Below are 16,542 nucleotides of genomic sequence, written 5' to 3'. Positions count from 1 at the left end.
GATGTGCGGGTCGAAGCCGTCGGCCCGCGTGATGTCCCCCATTGGCGCGGGCGGCGGCTCCATCTCTCCTGTGGGGGTTCCACACACGTGTCCACCAGTTCCGCCGGCACCACCGGCACGACCGGACGGATCGGCGCCGCCCTGGCCGCCGCCGTCCTGACGGCCGGTCCCGCCGTCGCCCTCGCCGCCGCCGCGCCCGCTGCCCACGCCAGTGACAACGACGGCCGCACCCACGGCACTTCGGGGGCGGTGGTGCTGCGCACCGCCCTGGACGTCGGCCTGCTCGACAAGACCCTGAACATCCCCGTCCGGGCCGTCCTCAACGACGTCCACGCCCCGGCCTCGGCCGACAAGACCGCGCTCACCGTCCGCCTCGACGGCATCGACGGGGGCCGGCCGGTCAGCCTGCTGCGCGCCGACGTCGCCACCGCCCGCGCCACCGCCGACGGGCGGACCGCCGAGGGCTACGCCAACCTCGTCCGGGCCAAGGTCCAACTGCCCGGCCTGCCGGCGCTGCCGCTGGCCCAGGTCCAGCAGGTCACCGCCCGCGCCGTCTGCCAGGCGGGACAGCGGCCGCGGGCCGAGGCCCAGGTGCTGGGCGACGTCGTGGTGTTGGGCAAGCGGGTCGCGCTCCGCGCCGGCGGGACCACCGAGGTCACGGTCCCCGGGGTCGGCGACGTCCGGCTCGACCTGTCACAGAAGAACACCACCTCGGCGAGCGCCGCCGCCACCGCACTCCGCCTCCGGGTCTCCGTCAACCCGCTCAAGCTCAACGTGGCGGAGGTGCACGGCGACGTCACCCTGGCCCAGGCCACCTGCACCACCCCGCACGGCACCCCCGGTGAGCCCGGCACCCCGCCGTCCCCCGGCCAGCCCCACGGCCCCGGCACCGGTACGCACCCCGGCGGCGGCACCCAGGTGAACTCCGGCAGCGGCGGCGTGCGCCCGGCCACCGCACAGCACCTCGCCGAGACCGGCGGCAGCTCCGCCACCCCGTATCTCGCCGGCGGCGCGGCCCTGTTGGTCGTCGGCGGCGCCGGGGCGCTGGGCTACACCCGCCGCCGCCGGAACGCCGCGTCGGACGGGCGCGGCTGACGAGTCCGTATCCGCACCGGTGCCGTGGGGGCGCCGGCGCGGATACGACCGGGTGCGTCGCGCGGGCCCGCGCGGCGCACCCACCCCTCGCCGGGGCCGCCGGGGCGTGGCCCGGTGGACCATCCCGGCGAGGGGACCACCCCCAGGGCGACCGCCCGCGCCCTCGTTACTGCGGCGGTCCGCCGAGCGTGTCCGCCAGCGCGGCCACGAACCGGTCGGTGGTCGCCCGGTCCCGGACGGCCAAGCGGAGCCACTCCGGGCCCAGGCCCGGGAAGGTGTCCCCGCGCCGCACCGCGAAACCGCGGGCCCGCAGCCCGGCGCGGACCGCCGCCGCACCGGGCAGCCGGACCAGCACGAACGGCCCCGCCGCCGGACCGGCCACCGCCACCGCGGGGAACTCGCCCAGCCGGGCCAGCAGATGGGCCCGGTCCACGGCGATCCGCTCGGCCGCCGCGGCCGCCTCCGCCAACGCCGCCGGCGCACAGCACGCCTCCGCGGCGGCCAGCGCCGGGCTGGAGACCGGCCACAGCGGCTGCGCCCGCTCCAACGCCGCCACCGTCCCCTCGTCCGCCAGCACGTAGCCGATCCGCAGCCCCGCCAGCCCCCACGTCTTGGTCAGACTGCGCAGCACCACCAGCCCCGGCAGGTCACCCACCCGCCCGGCCAGCGACTCCCGCTCCCCGGGCACCGCGTCCATGAACGCCTCGTCCACCACCAGGGTGCGGCCCGGCCGCGCCAACGAGGCCAGCACGGCCGCCGGATGCAGCACCGAGGTGGGGTTGGTGGGATTGCCGACCACCACCAGATCCGCATCGTCCGGCACCGCCGCCGGATCCAGCCGGAACCCGTCCCGCTCGGTCAGCAGCACCCGCCCGACCTCGTACCCGGCGTCCCGCAGCGCCGCCTCCGGCTCGGTGAACTGCGGATGCACCACCACCGGCCGACGGGCCCGCACCGCCCGCGCCAGCAGCACGAACGCCTCGGCGGCACCGGCCGTCAACAGCACCCGGTCCGCCGCCAGCCCGTGCCGCACGGCGACCGCCCGGCGGGCCGCCCGGCCGTCCGGGTACGCCGCCAACCCGTCCAGCGACGCGGCGATCCGGGCCTTCAGCCAAGCCGGGGGAGTGCCCGCCCGGACATTGACCGCCAGGTCCGTCAGATCCGCGCCGCGCACCTCCGCGTCACCGTGGTGCCGCAGGTCCACCTCCCCGGAGTCGGACCCGGTGCGCGCCGCGGACAGTGCCGGCCCGGTCACGCAGGGCCCCCGGCGGCCGTGGCGCTCATGGCGGTCCCCGGCAGCGCGCCGCCCGCCGGCCGGGCGTCCTCCGCCGCCGCCCGGCCGTCGAACGCCGCATCGTCCGCGACCGCCGCCCGGTAGCGCTCCATGACCACCTCGGCCAACTCCGGTGCCACACCGATCGGCTCCGCGCCCAGCACCTCGGCGCCCGGGTGCGCCGCCGCCCAGCCCTCGGTCTGCATCCGCAGCCGCTCCAGCAGGTCACCGGCGAAGAAGAAGTACGGCAGGACCACGGTCCGGCGCCGCCCCTGCGACGGCCACGGCCCCGGCGCCGCCGCGGCCAGCACCCGGCACCGGTCCAGCCCGGCCGGCACGTCCGGCGCCGCCAGCGTCACGAACGCGCTCTCCACGCCCGCGAAGCCCCGGCCCTCCCACAACAGCCGGGCAGCCCGGACCACTTCGGCATTGGCGTGCGGATCGGCCGCACCCCGCCCCACCAGCAGCACCGTCGTACGGGCCCGGTCCTCGGGCCGGCGCGCACCGCCGCCCAGCGCCTCGTCCAACCGCCGCTCCAGGGCCCCCAGCAGTCGGGGATCCGGCCCCAGTTCGGGACCGCAGACCGCGCGGACACCGGGGTGCGCGGCGACCGCCCGCGCCACCGCGTCCGGCAGGGTCTCCCGTAGGGCCCCGGTGGGCGCCATCAGCAGCGGTACCGCGACCAACCGGGTCGCGCCCCGCGCGACCAGCTCGTCGACCGCGCCGGACAGCGGCAGCGGCGACGCCGCGGCGCCGAAGAAACCCCCGGCGACCGGTACGTCGGGATGCCGTTGGGCGAGCGCGCGCACCAGCGCGCGCAGGGCGTCGGCCGCCCCTTCGTGACGGGTGCCGTGACCGGCGATGAGCAGTGCGGGACGGGTGGTCAAAACGTCTCCTTGGTGCCGGGAAGTTCCTGTTCGGGGTGGCAGCCGCCGACCTCCGCCGCCCGCCGGTCCGCGCCGGTCGTGGAGCGCGGCGTCAGCCGCTCCGGTGGAGCCGGTGCGTGCACCCGTGGGTTGGGGGAGGGGATGACGATAGCGGCAGCAGCCGGGGGAGTGTCGGCCGCGCCCGTCGTACCGGAGGTAATGGCCGGAGTGTCCCAAGTGTCCGGGGCGGCGGGGGCGGCCAGGGCGCAGGTCGCCGCCGCCGGCCGCCCTTCCGGCGCCGACACCCGCTTGCCGAGCACCAGATGGGCACCCGGCCCCGCGGCCAACAGCGCGGCCGCCTCGGCGACGCTCGGCGTACCGACCGCGGCCCGGGCCGCGGCGGACGGCGCCGGCACCCGCACCGCCGCCAGATCCGCCGCCGGGAACGACCACAAGGGAACCCCGAGCCGCCGCGCCGCACCCAGCACACCGGGCTCGGCCGCCTTGGCCTCGACGGTGGCCAACCCGACCAGCGCGGCCGGCGACCGACCGACCACCGCCAACGCGGCGCCGACCAGCTCCACCACTTCCTCCGCCGCCACTCCCCGACGGGCCCCCACCCCCGCGACGAGGACCGCGCCCGCCCGCTCCGGGACCGCGGCCGCCCGTGCGTCGCTCACGGGGCGACGGCTCCCCGCCCGAACGACACCGGGCCGTGCCGCCCCGCCAGGACGGCGGTCAGCTGCACCGGCCCCGTGGCGATCGGCGTACCCGGCCATCGGACGCCCAGCGCCGCCCACTCGGCCCGCGCCGCCGCCGGATCCGGGTGCGTCGCGGCCAGCGAGACCAACGGCACCACCGGGAGCCCGGCGCCCGACGGATGCGGGCTGCCGCCCCAGTCCAGCAGGAACGGCGTGAGCCCACCGCCCGCCCCCGGCGGCGTCAACTGCCAGGCCAGCTCGGTGCCGTCCGGCGTCCGACGGGACATCGCCACCGGGTCCCCCGGGTCGTAACCGGCCGCCCGGGCCCGCGCCACCCGCCCGGCGATCCCGGTGACCCGCACCGCCCACGCCACCAGCCGCGGCCCGTCCAGCGCGTCGATGCCGAACCACCGCGACCGCCCGGGCGCCGGCTGCGCCGGATCCGGCCCGATGATCTCGAAGTACCCGCCGCCGCCCAGCCCCAGCAGGTGGTTGAGGGTGCCGCGCCCGGGGTGGCTGCCGCCCCGCACCGGCCATACGCCGGTCAGCTCGGCGACCTCGGCGACGGTCCGGTCCAGGTCGGGCGTGGCGTAGACGAGGTGGTCGAGGACCGGCCCGGTGCCCGGATCGGCCGCGCCGTCCACGGCATTCACGGCATTCACGGCATTCACCGGGCGCCGGCGGCCGGCACCGCGCCCCGTGCCGCCCCCGCCACCAGCCGCCCGGCCAGCGCCGGTTCCGCCGCCCAGTGCACATGCAGGTACGAGGCGTGTACCCCGCCCGCCACGAAGCCCTCCACCGCGCGCCGGGGATGCGTCACGCCCCACGCCGGGGACGCGCCCGCGCCCGGCTCCAGCACCGTCCGGTGGAACTCGTGGCCCCGCACCCGGGTCCCGGCCACCGCCAGCGCGTTGTCGGTCAGCGCCACCGCCTCCCGGTAGCCGAGGGTCAGCCGCTCGGTCATCCGGCCGTCGGCGGGCAGCACCCCGCACATCGGCTTCCCGTCGAGCGACCGGGAGAGGTAGAGCAGCCCGGCGCACTCGGCGGAGACCGGCGCGCCGGACGCGGCCAGCTCCGCCACCGCCGCCCGCAGCGGCGCGTTCGCCGACAGTTCCGGCGCGTACACCTCCGGGAAGCCGCCACCGATCACCAACCCCCGGGTACCGGCCGGCAGATGCTCGTCCCGCAGCGGATCGAACGGCACCACCTCGGCGCCCGCCGCGGTCAGCAACTCGGCGTGTTCCGCGTACGAGAAGGTGAACGCGGGCCCGCCGGCCACCGCGACCACCGGCCGCCCGGCCCCCGCGGCCGGCTCCGCCACCGCCTCCGCCGGGTCCCACGGCCGGTCCGGCAGCTCCGGCACGTTGCGCGCCAGCGCCAGCAGCGCCTCCAGGTCGCAGCCCTCGCGCACCCGCGCGGCCAGCGCCCGTACCGAGTCCAACGCCTCGGCCCGCCGCTCGGCGACCGGCACCAGACCCAGGTGCCGGGACGGCGTGCGCGCCTGCTCGGTACGGTGCAGCGCCCCGAGCACCGGCACCCCCGAGGAACCCATGGCGTCCCGCAGCAACTCCTCGTGCCGGTCCGAACCGACCTTGTTGAGGATCACCCCGGCCAGCCGCACCTCCGGGTCCCACGACGCGAAGCCGTGCACCAGCGCCGCCACCGACCGGGACTGCGACGAGGCGTCCACCACCAGCACGACCGGCGCCCGCAGCACCTTCGCCACCTGCGCGGTCGAGGACAGCTCACCCATCCCGGACGCCCCGTCGAACAGGCCCATCACGCCCTCGACCAGCGCCAGGTCCGCGCCCGCCGCCCCGTGCAGGAACAGCGGCGCGATCCGCTCCGGGCCGCACAGATAGGCGTCCAGATTGCGGCCGGGCCGGCCGGTGGCCAGCGAGTGGTAGCCCGGATCGATGTAGTCGGGCCCCACCTTGTGCGGCGACACCACAAGACCCGCCTCGGCGAACGCCGCCATCAGACCGGTGGCCACCGTCGTCTTCCCGGCGCCCGACGACGGCGCGGCGATCACCAGCCGGGGGACGGCGCCGCCGCTCATGACGTGCTCACCATTCGATGCCCCGCTGGCCCTTCTGCCCCGCGTCCATCGGGTGCTTGACCTTCGTCATGTCCGTCACCAGGTCCGCGAAGTCCCGCAGCGCCTCGGGCGCGTCCCGCCCGGTGATGACGACGTGCTGCGTCCCGGGACGGTCCCGCAGCACCGCCACCACCTCCTCGACGTCCACCCACCCCCACTTCAGCGGGTAGGCGAACTCGTCCAGCACCAGCAGCTTGTAGGTCTCCGCGGCCAGGTCCCGCTTGATCTGCTCCCAGCCCTCCCGGGCCGCCTCCTCGTTGCTGAACTGGGAGTCGCGCTGCACCCAGGACCAGCCCTCGCCCATCTTGTGCCAGGCGACGGTGCCGCCCTCCCCGGTGGCGCCCAGCACCGTGAGCGCCCGCTCCTCGCCGACCTTCCACTTCGCCGACTTCACGAACTGGAACACCCCGACCGGCCAGCCCTGGTTCCAGGCCCGCAGCGCCAGCCCGAAGGCGGCGGTGGACTTGCCCTTGCCCTGGCCCGTGTGGACCAGGACCAGCGGGCGGTTGCGGCGCTGGCGGGTGGTGAGCCCGTCCTCCGGTACGACGGAGGGCTGTCCCTGTGGCATTACGCGACCTTCTCCCTGTTGACGTGATCGTGATCCCGGTCCGGGCCGGCACCGCCGCCGCCGCGACCGGGCCTGCCCTGCACGGTCCGTACGAGCGCGGAGACGCTGTCCGCGCGCAGTTCGTCGAGGGTGACGGCGGTACCGCCCAACTCCCGGGCCAGCTCCCCGGCCAGCCCCAGCCGGACCGGACCCGCCTCGCAGTCCACCACCACCGACGCGGTGCCCCCGGCGGCCAGCAACCGCGCCGCCCGGTGCGCCCGCCCCACCGGCTGCGAGCCGCCCGTGGCCCGGCCGTCGGTGACCACCACCAGCAGCGGCCGACGGGACGGGTCCCGCATCCGCTCCACCCGCAGCACCTCGTGGGCCCGCAGCAGCCCCTCCGCCAGCGGCGTCCGGCCACCCGTCGGCAGCTGCGCCAACCGCGCCGCGCCCGCCTCGACGGAGGACGTCGGCGGCAGCGCCAACTCGGCGCCGGAACCCCGGAAGGTGATCATCCCGATCTTGTCCCGCCGCTGGTACGCGTCGAGCAGCAGCGACAGCACCGCCCCCTTGACGGCGCCCATCCGCTTCCGGGCCGCCATCGACCCGGACGCGTCCACCACGAACAGCACGAGGTTGCCCTCGCGCCCCTCGCGCACCGCCTCCCGCAGGTCGTCCCGGCGCACCACCAGGCCCGGCCCGCACCGCCCGCGGGCCCACTGGTGCGGCGCCGCCGCCTGCACGGTCGCCGCCAGGTGCAGCTTGCCCAGGGCCCCTCGGGGGCGCCGCGCCCCGGTCGTCCGGCCGTGCGCGGTACGCGCCCGGGACCGGCGGCCGTCCGCGCCCTCGCCCAGCCCCGGCACGTCCAGCCGCCGCGTCCGGAACGGCTCGGTGGCGCCCACCGCGGCCTGCTCCCGGCCCGGCCCGGACGCCGCCGGCTCGCCCTCCGGCGCCCGCTCCGGGCTCTCGGACGGCGCCGGCCGCTCCGGCTCCTGCTGCCGCGGCACGTCCGGGTGCGGGGCGTCCGCCGGCTGCTCCCGGTCCCCGCCGTCCTGCGGCGGCAGCCCGCCGGGCCCCCCGTCCGGACCCCCGCCAGGGCCGTCCGGACCCCCGTCCGGCCCCTCCGGCTCCGGGTCGTCGTCGCCGTCCGTGCCGGCGGACTCCTCCAGCACCTGGTCGAGCTTGTCCTCGTCGAGCCCCGGCGCGTCGAACGGATTGCGCCGCCGCCGGTGCGGCAGCGCCAGCAGCGCCGCCTGCCGGACGTCCTCCGGCTGCACCTCGGTCCGCCCCGCCCACGCCGCCAGCGCGGTCGCCGTGCGGGCCATCACGATGTCCGCCCGCATCCCGTCCACCTCGAACGCCGCGCAGGTCGCCGCGATCTGCCGCAGCGCCGCGTCGCCGAGCCGCACCGACGGCAGCAACTCCCGCGCCAGCCCGATCCGTTCCCGCAGCTGCCGCTCCTCGTCCCCCCAGCGCGCCGCGAAGCCCGCCGGATCGTCGTCGTACGCCAGCCGGCGCCGGACCACCTCGACCCGCTGCTCCGGATCCCGGGACGCCGCGACCTCCACGGTCAGCCCGAACCGGTCCAGCAACTGCGGCCGCAGCTCGCCCTCTTCGGGGTTCATCGTCCCGACGAGCAGGAAACGGGCGGCGTGGCGCACGGAGACGCCCTCGCGCTCCACGTAGGAGGCGCCCATGGCGGCGGCGTCCAACAGGAGGTCCACCAGGTGGTCATGGAGCAGATTGACCTCGTCCACGTACAGGACGCCCCGGTGCGCATCGGCCAGCAGGCCCGGTTCGAACGCCTTCACGCCCTCGGACAGGGCCCGTTCGATGTCCAGCGCGCCGACCAGCCGGTCCTCGGACGCCCCCACCGGCAGTTCGACCATCCGCGTCGGCCGCTGCCCGGCGTCCACCGTGCCGTGCGGCCCGTCGGGACAGCCGGGGTCGGGCGCGGCCGGTGCACAGGAGAACCGGCAGCCGTCGACGACGTCCACGACCGGCATCAACTCCGCCAGTCCGCGCACCATCGTCGACTTCGCGGTGCCCTTCTCACCCCGGACGAGCACCCCGCCGATGGCGGGCGAGATCGCGTTCAGCAGGAGTCCCAGCCGCATGTCGGCCATGCCGACGACCGCCGTGAACGGGTACTGCCGGGTCGGGTTCTGAGTCGTTGTCATGCCCTGTCGTCCTTCACGTCGCCGGCCGGCTCCTGTCGTGTCCCCTGCATCCGCCCTCATGGCGCCCCCGGAGGAATGAACGGCAACCCCTCCGGCACCCCTTCCTCGATCAGTCGCAGCAGCGCCTTGGTGTCCGCGTGCTCCTCGATCAGATCGCCCAGCCGGTCCAACTGCTCCTCGCGCAGCGCCCCGAAGCGGGTGTCCGGCGCCGGTACGAAACGGCGACCGGCCGCCCGGGCCACCTCCCGCAGGAACGCCCGCCGGAAACCGTCGCTCTCCAGGGAGCCGTGCCAGTGCGTGCCCCACACGGCGCCGACCCGGCAGCCGTCCAGGCCGTTGCCCCGGTCATCGGAGAAGAACGTCTCGCCGCCGGCCACTTGGGCCACGCCGTGGTGGATCTCGTACCCCTCCACCGGCTCGCCCAGCGCCCGACCGGACGGCCGGGTGAGGGTCTTCTCCACCGCGAACCGGACCCGGACCGGCAGCAGTCCCAGCCCCTCGACCGCGCCCGCCCGCGACTCGACCTCGTCCTCGATGTGCTCGCCGAGCATCTGGAAGCCACCGCAGATGCCCAGCACCGGGCGGCCCTCCGCGGCCCGCCGGACCACCGCGTCCGCCAGTCCGCGCTCGCGCAGCCACGCCAGCGCGCGGACCGTGCCGCGGGTCCCCGGCAGCACCACCAGGTCCGCGTCGGCCAGCTCTTCGGGCCGGTCCACGAACCGCACCACCACGCCCGGTTCGGCCGCCAGCGCGTCCACGTCGGTGAAGTTGGACATCAGCGGCACCGCGCACACCGCGACCCGCAGCACGTCCTCGCCGGCCGGCGGCGCCACCACCGACTCGCGGACCGCCCCGCGCAGCGACACACTCAGCCCGTCCTCCTCGTCGATGCCCAGCCCGTGCGCGTACGGCAGGACACCGTAGGTGCGCCGCCCGGTGATCCCGCGCAGCATCTCCAACCCCGGCTCCAGCAGCGTCACATCGCCGCGGAACTTGTTGACGAGGTAGCCGGCGACCAGCGACTGGTCCTCCTCGGACAGCAGCGCGGTGGTCCCGAAGAACGAGGCGAAGACGCCGCCGCGGTCGATGTCGCCGACCACCACGACCGGGATCCGCGCGGCCCGGGCGATGCCCATGTTGACGATGTCGGTCCGCCGCAGGTTGATCTCGGCCGGGCTGCCGGCGCCCTCGCAGATCACCGCGTCGTGGGTGCGCCGCAGCTCCGCCAGGCAGTCGGTCACCGTGCCCAGCAACTGCTCCTGCCGGCCCGCGTGGTAGCCACGGGCACTCAGCTCGCCCACCGGCTTCCCCAGCAGCACCACCTGGCTGCTGCGGTCGCTGCCGGGCTTGAGCAGCACCGGGTTCATCAGCGCGGTCGGCTCCACCCGGGCCGCGGCCGCCTGCATCGCCTGCGCCCGGCCGATCTCCGCGCCCTCCCGGGTCACGAACGAATTCAGCGACATGTTCTGCGCCTTGAACGGCGCCACCGAGACGCCCTGCCGCACCAGCCAGCGACAGATGCCGGCGGTCACCACGCTCTTGCCCGCATCGGACGTCGTCCCGGCCACCAGCAGCCCGCCGCCCACGGCCCCGCCGGCCGTCTTCCTCCGCCCGTTCACCGGGTCACCCTTCCCTTGATGCGGCGCCGTACCGCGCCCGCCGCGAACCGACCCGCCACCGTGACGCCCAGCGCCAGCAGGCTCACCCGCCGGGACAGCCGTGCCGCCCGCTCGATGTCGGGCACCTCGGGCGGCCGCCCGCCGCCGTTGAGTACGGGCCGGTGTTCCACCCGCCCGCCGTACGCCAGGGTGCCGCCCAGGCGGATGCCCAGGGCACCCGCGAACGACGCCTCCACCGGGCCCGCGTTGGGGCTCGGGTGTGCCCCGCCGTCCGCTCGCCAGGCCCGCAGCGCGCCGCGCCGGTCCGGGCCCGCCAGTACGGTCAGTGCCGCGGTCAGTCGGGAGCCGGGCCAGCCGGCGACGTCGTCGAGGCGGGCCGCGGCCCAGCCGAACCGCCGGTAGCGCGGCGACTTGTGACCGACCATCGCGTCCAGGGTGTTCACCGCCCGGAACGCCACCAGACCGGGCACTCCGCCGACGGCGCCCCACACCAGGGCGCCGACCACCGCGTCCGAGGTGTTCTCGGCGACCGACTCGACCACCGCCCGGGCCATCTGCGGCCCGTCCAGCGCCTGCGGATCGCGCCCGCACAGGTGCGGCAGCCGCGCCCGGGCCGCGTCCAGGTCGCCCGCCGCCAGCGCACCGCCGACGGCCCGTGCCTCCCGGCCGAGCGACGTGCCGCCCAGCACCGCCCACACCGTCGCCGCGGTCAACGCGGCCCGGGCGCCCGGGTGGTGCCGTACGGCGCGCTCCAGCAGTGCGGCACCGGCGGCCGCACCGCCGGCGCACAGCACGGTGTGGGCCGCCCCGTGGCCGCGGTGGTCGCGCCACAGTCGGCGTTCGACGGCGGCTGCGGCCCGGCCGAACGCGGCCACCGGATGGCCGCGCCGTGGATCCGCCGCGATCAGGTCACCGAGGAAGCCGAGGGCCGCGCCGCACGCATATCCCGCGTGTTCGCCGCGCATCGGATCAGGCCGCCGTGCACCCTCGAAGGGGCCCTGCGGCAGCGGGCAGTGGAGCTCTCGACGGGCAGCCAGGCATGGTGGTTTGTCCTCACTCAGGGTCCTCGCCCTGGCTCGACGTGACGGCGACCAGAGTCTCCTGGCTCCCGGATCGGTGCCTCCCCCGGCCTTCCCGCCCGTACGGAGTGCGTACGGGCCGTGGCCCTCGCTGGAGGAGCACTCCCCGGTGACAGTGGCGGGACCGCGCCGGATTCGCACCGGACTTCCTCTGCTGTCGCCGATTGGCCCCGGCAGTCCACCACGCCCGCGAGGGTCCGTCAACTCGCCCTTGACCTGCGATGCAGCCCCGCCGCCGACCCTGTGGCCAACACCACAGGGCGCCCCGGCGCACGGACGCGAGGCCCCGAGAACGCGGACGGGGCGCCCGGGGGCCGCGGCTGCTGCCGCGCCCGCCGGACGCCCCACCCGTTGCCGGCCGGGCCGGCGTCGGTCTCAGGCGGCGACGATCAGGTAGATCCCGTACGCCACCGCGGCCGCGCAGAGTGCGAAGGCCGCCAGTGCCCCGGCGCGCGCCCCCGCGCCCGGTGCCGTCGTGGCCCCCGCGTCGCCGTCCACGGCCGGCTTGCGGGAGGTCCCCGCGATCCCGACGGTGAACAGGCCCACGATCCCCACCGTCACCACGAGGCTGACGCCGAAGACCTGGCCGAGAGCTGCCCAGTCGATGTGCATTGCGTAGTCCTTAGGTCAGGGCGGTCGGCGTCAGGAGGTGGCTGACGCGGGTTGGGCGGGGGCAACGGCTGGGATGGGTTGGGTGGGAACGACAGGTGCGTTGGGCTGGTTGGGAGCCGCCGCGGCGTCCGGCGCTTCGGTGGTTGCCGGGGCGGGGGTCGCCGGGGCGATCGGGCCCGCCGGGGGAGGGGAGACGGTCTTCAGCGCCGCGGTGACGACACCGGCCGGCTCCGCCGCCGGACCCTCGTTGACGTTGGTGTGGTCGATCGGCTTGCGCCGGGAGGCGGCCCAGATGCCGCCGCAGACGGCCAGTGCGAGGACGGCGACCGCGGTCACGCCCCAGGTGCCCTGGTCGGCGAGGAACGCGGCGCCCGCGGAGACCAGACCGGCGGCCGGCAGGGTGAGCCCCCAGGCCACGACCATCCGCCCGGCCGTGGACCAGCGCACCACGCCGCCCTTGCGGCCCAGTCCGGAGCCCATCACGGAGCCGGAGCAGACCTGGGTGGTGGAGAGCGCGAAGCCGAGGTGGGAGGAGGCCAGGATGGTGGCCGCGGCGCCGGTCTGGGCGGCGAAGCCCTGCGGCGGCCGGATGTCGGTGATGCCCTTGCCCATGGTGCGGATGATCCGCCAGCCGCCCAGGTAGGTGCCGAGCGCGATGGCCAGGCCCGCGGAGGCGATCACCCACATCGGCGGGTCGGAGTGCGGGGCGATGACCCCGCCGGTGATCAGCGCGAGGGTGATCACGCCCATCGTCTTCTGTGCGTCGTTGGTGCCGTGGGCCAGTGAGACCAGTGCCGCCGAGGCGATCTGCCCGGCGCGGTAGCCCTTGGCGGTGTCGGCCTCGGCGCGGCCGCGGGTCAGCCGGTAGGTGAGCCGGGTCGCCGCCATCGCGGCGAGCCCCGCGACGAACGGCGCGGCCACCGCCGGGATCAGGACCTTCATCACAACGGCCTGGCCGTGCACGCCGCCGGTGCCGACGGACACCAGCGTCGCGCCGATCAGACCACCGAAGAGGGCGTGCGAGGAGCTGGAGGGAAGGCCGGCGAGCCAGGTCAGGAGGTTCCAGATGATGGCGCCGACCAGACCGGCGAAGATCACTTCAGGTCTGATGCCGGCACTCTCGTCGATGATGCCGCCGGAGATGGTCTTGGCCACCTCGACGGAGAGGAACGCCCCGACGAGATTGAGTCCCGCCGACATCGCCACCGCGGCCTTGGGTCGCAGGGCGCCGGTGGAGATGGTGGTGGCCATTGCGTTGGCCGTGTCGTGGAAGCCGTTCGTAAAGTCGAACACCAAGGCCGTGACGATCACGATCCCGATGAGAAGCGTGATGTGTTCCATTCACCCAGGCAATCCGCTCGATGGTCAGTGTCGTGGGGACCGTACGGACGACGGGTGAACGGAAAGTGAACTCGGCCGGGCGCCGCGGTGACACCCCCGCAGTGTTCACGCGGAGGCGCCCCTGCTGTCACTTCCTCCTCATCCGTCGGCAAATTTCCTGAGCTGGGCCAGGGTCCCGTTCCAGCGGTCCTGATCTCCGGGCAGCGGCCCGTGCGAGGCGTACTGCCGAATGGTCGGGTACGACCAGCCGCCGGGCAGCCGCGCCGCGCCCGAGTAGTCCGCCAGCCATAGCGGATGGGTCGCGCCGAAGGCCCGGCTGCCGCCCGTGCAGCGGTCCCACCAGCGGGCGGTGGTGTAGATCACCGGCCGCCGGCCGGTACTGCGCCGCACCTCGTCGCTGAACGCCCGTATCCAATGGACCAGCGCCGTCCGATCCAGCCCGAAGCACGGCTGCCGGGCGTCGTACGGGCTGTGCTCGATGTCGAGGGCGGGCGGCAGCGTCCAGCCGTCCGCCTTCCAGTGGCCGCCGTGCCGGAGGAAGTACCGGGCCTGCCGGGTGCCCGACGACGCGCTGGGCACGGCGAAGTGGTAGGCGCCGTGCAGCAGTCCGGCCGCCCGGGAGCCGTTGTACTGCGCGGAGAAGTACGGATTGCGGTAGCTGTCCGACTGGGTGGCCTTGACGTAGACGAATCGCGCGCCCTTCGCGCGGGCCGCCCGCCAGTCGATCTGCTTCTGGTACGAGGAGACGTCGTGCCCGAGGGGTCGGCTGTCCGCGACGGCCCGGGAAGGGTGTTCGGCGAGTGCGGTGCCGGCCAGTGACGCCACCGCTATCGCGGTCGCCAGCCTGGTCCGGGGGGTGGAGCGGTCACAGGTCATGGGTCCCCCTGGGTGATGACATGTGAGGGGTGTAGTTCACTCGACGTTAATGGATGATCGGCGCAAGATGGTCGATCCCCGGCCAATCGCCCTGAGGCTGCCAGTTACCCCCATATGGCGGATACCGGACAGTTGGTATCAGGGCGTACAGTGCCCCGGCCTGCTCGTACGGTGTCGTGCAGCGCCCTCGTGTGTTTCCGCACGTCCCGCAGCGTCGCACCGGAGGACAGCATGAAGGACCACCCCGACCACCTCGCCGACGCCTGGAGTGAGCTCGTCGCCACCGCCCGCCGGACCGCCGCCGACGGCCTCGTCGTCGGCACCTCCGGCAACGTCTCGGTCCGCGTCAAGGACCTGATCCTCGTCACGCCCAGCGGCGTCCCCTACGACCGGCTCGGCCCCTCCGACCTCACCGGCGTCGACCTCGACGGCCGCGCGATCATCGGCAGACTCCGCCCGACCAGCGAACTCCCGCTCCACCTGGCCGTCTACCGCAACACCACCGCCACCGCGGTCGTGCACACCCACGCCCCGCACGCCACCGCGGTCTCCACCCTCGTCACCGAACTCCCGCCCATCCACTACATGGCCGCCGCGCTCGGCGGCCCCGTCAGGGTCGCCCCCTACGCCCTCTACGGCAGCGACGAACTCGCCGCCCACATGCTCCACGCGCTCCGCGACCGCACCGCCGCACTCCTCCAGAACCACGGCACCATCGCCTACGGCGCCGACCTCGCCCAGGCACTGGACCGCACCGCCCAACTGGAATGGATGTGCCGGGTCTGGCTCACCGCCGTCACCGTGCCCGGCCACACCCCCAGCCTGCTGTCGCCCGCCCAGCTCGACGCCGCGGGCAAGCGGTTGCGCGGCTACGGCCAGTCCGCCGACGACCCCGCGTAACCCTCGGCGGGACCCCCCACCGCACCCCGCACGGCCCTCTGCACCGCACAACACCGCTGGTCCGGCCGCCGGCACCGGGCGCCCGGTGGCCGGGACCGGCGGCGCTGCGCACACTGGAGAGGTGCGACTGGGGACCGTGGCGGCGGTGACCGCCACCAGCGTGACCGGTGCCGTGGTGGCCGCCGTGGCGGCCGGGCGGTACGCCGGCGATGTTGCCCTGAAACCGTCGCCCGGCCATCCCTTCCCCGGTGACTCCCGGCTTACCGTCCACTCCGCGGCCGGCGAGCACATCGCCCTCACCCGCAGCCTGGTCTCCCTCAGGCCCGGCACCTACGGTCTCTCCGGCGCCGGCTGCCACGCGGTGGTCGGACCCGTCGTCCACGGCACCCCGCACCCCGCCGACGCCGTGGTGCGCCGGCTGGAGCGGGTCACCCACGGCACCCTGCGGCCCGGCGCCCGGATGCGGCTGACCCCGCAGGTGCACGTCGGCAACCCCTACGACACCCTCGGCATCCCCTGCGCCGACGTCGACATCCCCGGCGAACTCGGCGCCCTGCCCGCGTGGTTCGTGCCCGGCGCCCGCGACACCTGGGTCATCACCGTCCACGGCATCGGCACCACCCGCGAACACCCCATGGTGGTACTGCCGTTCCTGCAACGCCACCACTTCCCCGTCCTCTCCCTCGCCTACCGCAACGACGCCGGCGCCCCGCGCACCACCGACGGCATCCACCACCTCGGCGACACCGAATGGCGCGACCTGGACGCCGCCATCCGCTACGCCGTCAGCTACGGTGCCCGCGCGGTCGTCCTCCACGGCTGGTCCACCGGCGCCACCATGGCGCTGCGCGCCGCCGTCAACTCCGGGCTGCGCCACCGCGTCTCCGGCCTCGTCCTGGACTCCCCGGTCCTCGACCGGCACGCCACCGTCCGCGCCCTGGCCACCGCTCGCCACATCCCGCGCGCCCTGCTGCCGCTGGCCGTCCGCGCTGCCGAAGGCCACACCGGGCTGCCCGTCGACCGTCCCGCCGACGCCGTCGACCCCGACGAACTCGACGCGCCCGTCCTCGTCTTCCACGGCCCCGAGGACACCCTCGCCCCCTGGGACGCCTCCCGCCGCTTCGCCGCCCGCCGTCCGGAACTGATCACCCTTCAGCCCGTCCCGCACGCCCCGCACGCCGCGATGTGGAACGCCGCCCCGGACCGCTACGAGGAGACCCTGCGCCGCTTCCTCACCCCGCTCATGTGACACCGCCGACCGACGGCCGGCACCGCCCCCGAAGGACTCAGGCCAGGCCCGGAGGTGTACGGGGGGACAACGGCCCCCCTCAGGAGTGGGGCGGCGCGGTGACGCG

At 75.7% G+C, this 16,542-nt stretch carries 15 protein-coding genes and 1 riboswitch; of the genes, 3 read left to right on the top strand and 12 right to left on the bottom strand.

The genetic code is table 11. From position 1 onward, the window contains the following. Positions 1 to 87: 87 nt before the first annotated feature. Positions 88 to 1,095 (top strand): SCO1860 family LAETG-anchored protein, encoded by a 1,008-nt coding sequence (locus tag ACFVT2_RS06455; RefSeq protein WP_390012876.1) that lies wholly within the window; start codon positions 88 to 90, stop codon positions 1,093 to 1,095. A gap of 166 nt (positions 1,096 to 1,261) precedes the next feature. Here the strand turns inward: ACFVT2_RS06455 and cobC are convergent, their stop codons facing one another. From cobC to ACFVT2_RS06395, 12 genes are all read right to left on the bottom strand, one after another. Then, entirely contained in the window at positions 1,262 to 2,350 is a 1,089-nt protein-coding gene (gene cobC / locus ACFVT2_RS06450) for an Rv2231c family pyridoxal phosphate-dependent protein CobC (protein WP_390012874.1), read from the bottom strand. Next, positions 2,347 to 3,255 (bottom strand): sirohydrochlorin chelatase, encoded by a 909-nt coding sequence (locus tag ACFVT2_RS06445; RefSeq protein WP_390012872.1) that lies wholly within the window; start codon positions 3,253 to 3,255, stop codon positions 2,347 to 2,349. The genes cobC and ACFVT2_RS06445 overlap by 4 nt, the downstream gene beginning before the upstream one ends. Then, on the bottom strand, positions 3,252 to 3,914 hold the full coding sequence (locus ACFVT2_RS06440; RefSeq protein ID WP_390012870.1) for a cobalamin biosynthesis protein: 663 nt from the start codon (positions 3,912 to 3,914) through the stop codon (positions 3,252 to 3,254). Before ACFVT2_RS06440 ends, ACFVT2_RS06445 begins: the two co-directional genes overlap by 4 nt. Then, the gene (locus tag ACFVT2_RS06435) at positions 3,911 to 4,597 is read right to left on the bottom strand and encodes a VOC family protein (protein WP_390012868.1); all 687 of its coding nucleotides are present in this window, start codon (positions 4,595 to 4,597) and stop codon (positions 3,911 to 3,913) included. The genes ACFVT2_RS06440 and ACFVT2_RS06435 overlap by 4 nt, the downstream gene beginning before the upstream one ends. A 5-nt stretch (positions 4,598 to 4,602) precedes the next feature. Further along, the gene (locus tag ACFVT2_RS06430; RefSeq protein WP_390012866.1) at positions 4,603 to 5,994 is read right to left on the bottom strand and encodes a cobyrinate a,c-diamide synthase; all 1,392 of its coding nucleotides are present in this window, start codon (positions 5,992 to 5,994) and stop codon (positions 4,603 to 4,605) included. Positions 5,995 to 6,001: 7 nt separating this feature from the next. Continuing rightward, on the bottom strand, positions 6,002 to 6,601 hold the full coding sequence (cobO, locus tag ACFVT2_RS06425) for a cob(I)yrinic acid a,c-diamide adenosyltransferase (protein ID WP_100600993.1): 600 nt from the start codon (positions 6,599 to 6,601) through the stop codon (positions 6,002 to 6,004). After that, entirely contained in the window at positions 6,601 to 8,760 is a 2,160-nt protein-coding gene (locus ACFVT2_RS06420) for a putative cobaltochelatase (protein ID WP_390012864.1), read from the bottom strand. Before ACFVT2_RS06420 ends, cobO begins: the two co-directional genes overlap by 1 nt. 56 nt (positions 8,761 to 8,816) lie before the next feature. Further along, positions 8,817 to 10,379 carry a cobyric acid synthase gene (locus ACFVT2_RS06415; RefSeq protein WP_390012862.1) on the bottom strand — a complete coding sequence of 521 codons (1,563 nt, stop codon included), beginning with the start codon at positions 10,377 to 10,379 and terminating at the stop codon, positions 8,817 to 8,819. Continuing rightward, the gene (locus ACFVT2_RS06410) at positions 10,376 to 11,344 is read right to left on the bottom strand and encodes a cobalamin biosynthesis protein (RefSeq protein ID WP_390012860.1); all 969 of its coding nucleotides are present in this window, start codon (positions 11,342 to 11,344) and stop codon (positions 10,376 to 10,378) included. The genes ACFVT2_RS06415 and ACFVT2_RS06410 overlap by 4 nt, the downstream gene beginning before the upstream one ends. A gap of 129 nt (positions 11,345 to 11,473) precedes the next feature. Then, a riboswitch (cobalamin riboswitch) is annotated at positions 11,474 to 11,611 on the bottom strand. Between the two features lie 222 nt (positions 11,612 to 11,833). Further along, the gene (locus ACFVT2_RS06405) at positions 11,834 to 12,070 is read right to left on the bottom strand and encodes a hypothetical protein (protein ID WP_390012858.1); all 237 of its coding nucleotides are present in this window, start codon (positions 12,068 to 12,070) and stop codon (positions 11,834 to 11,836) included. 30 nt (positions 12,071 to 12,100) lie between these two features. After that, positions 12,101 to 13,411, bottom strand: coding sequence for an anion permease (locus tag ACFVT2_RS06400; protein WP_390012856.1), 1,311 nt, complete (start codon positions 13,409 to 13,411; stop codon positions 12,101 to 12,103). 138 nt (positions 13,412 to 13,549) lie between these two features. Further along, positions 13,550 to 14,287 (bottom strand): GH25 family lysozyme, encoded by a 738-nt coding sequence (locus ACFVT2_RS06395; protein ID WP_390012854.1) that lies wholly within the window; start codon positions 14,285 to 14,287, stop codon positions 13,550 to 13,552. Between the two features lie 231 nt (positions 14,288 to 14,518). Between ACFVT2_RS06395 and ACFVT2_RS06390 the strand changes: the two genes are divergently transcribed. Both ACFVT2_RS06390 and ACFVT2_RS06385 read left to right on the top strand, forming a co-directional pair. Then, positions 14,519 to 15,187, top strand: a complete 669-nt coding sequence (locus ACFVT2_RS06390) for a class II aldolase/adducin family protein (protein WP_390012852.1) — start codon at positions 14,519 to 14,521, stop codon at positions 15,185 to 15,187. Between the two features lie 121 nt (positions 15,188 to 15,308). Next, positions 15,309 to 16,436 carry an alpha/beta hydrolase gene (locus ACFVT2_RS06385; RefSeq protein WP_390012850.1) on the top strand — a complete coding sequence of 376 codons (1,128 nt, stop codon included), beginning with the start codon at positions 15,309 to 15,311 and terminating at the stop codon, positions 16,434 to 16,436. Positions 16,437 to 16,542: the final 106 nt, after the last annotated feature.

Source organism: Streptomyces sp. NPDC058000, from assembly GCF_042886435.1.
Taxonomy (GTDB): Bacteria; Actinomycetota; Actinomycetes; order Streptomycetales; family Streptomycetaceae; genus Streptomyces.
The sequence above is the reverse complement of the archived record's forward strand: the minus strand, read 5'-3'. Positions and strand labels throughout refer to the sequence as shown.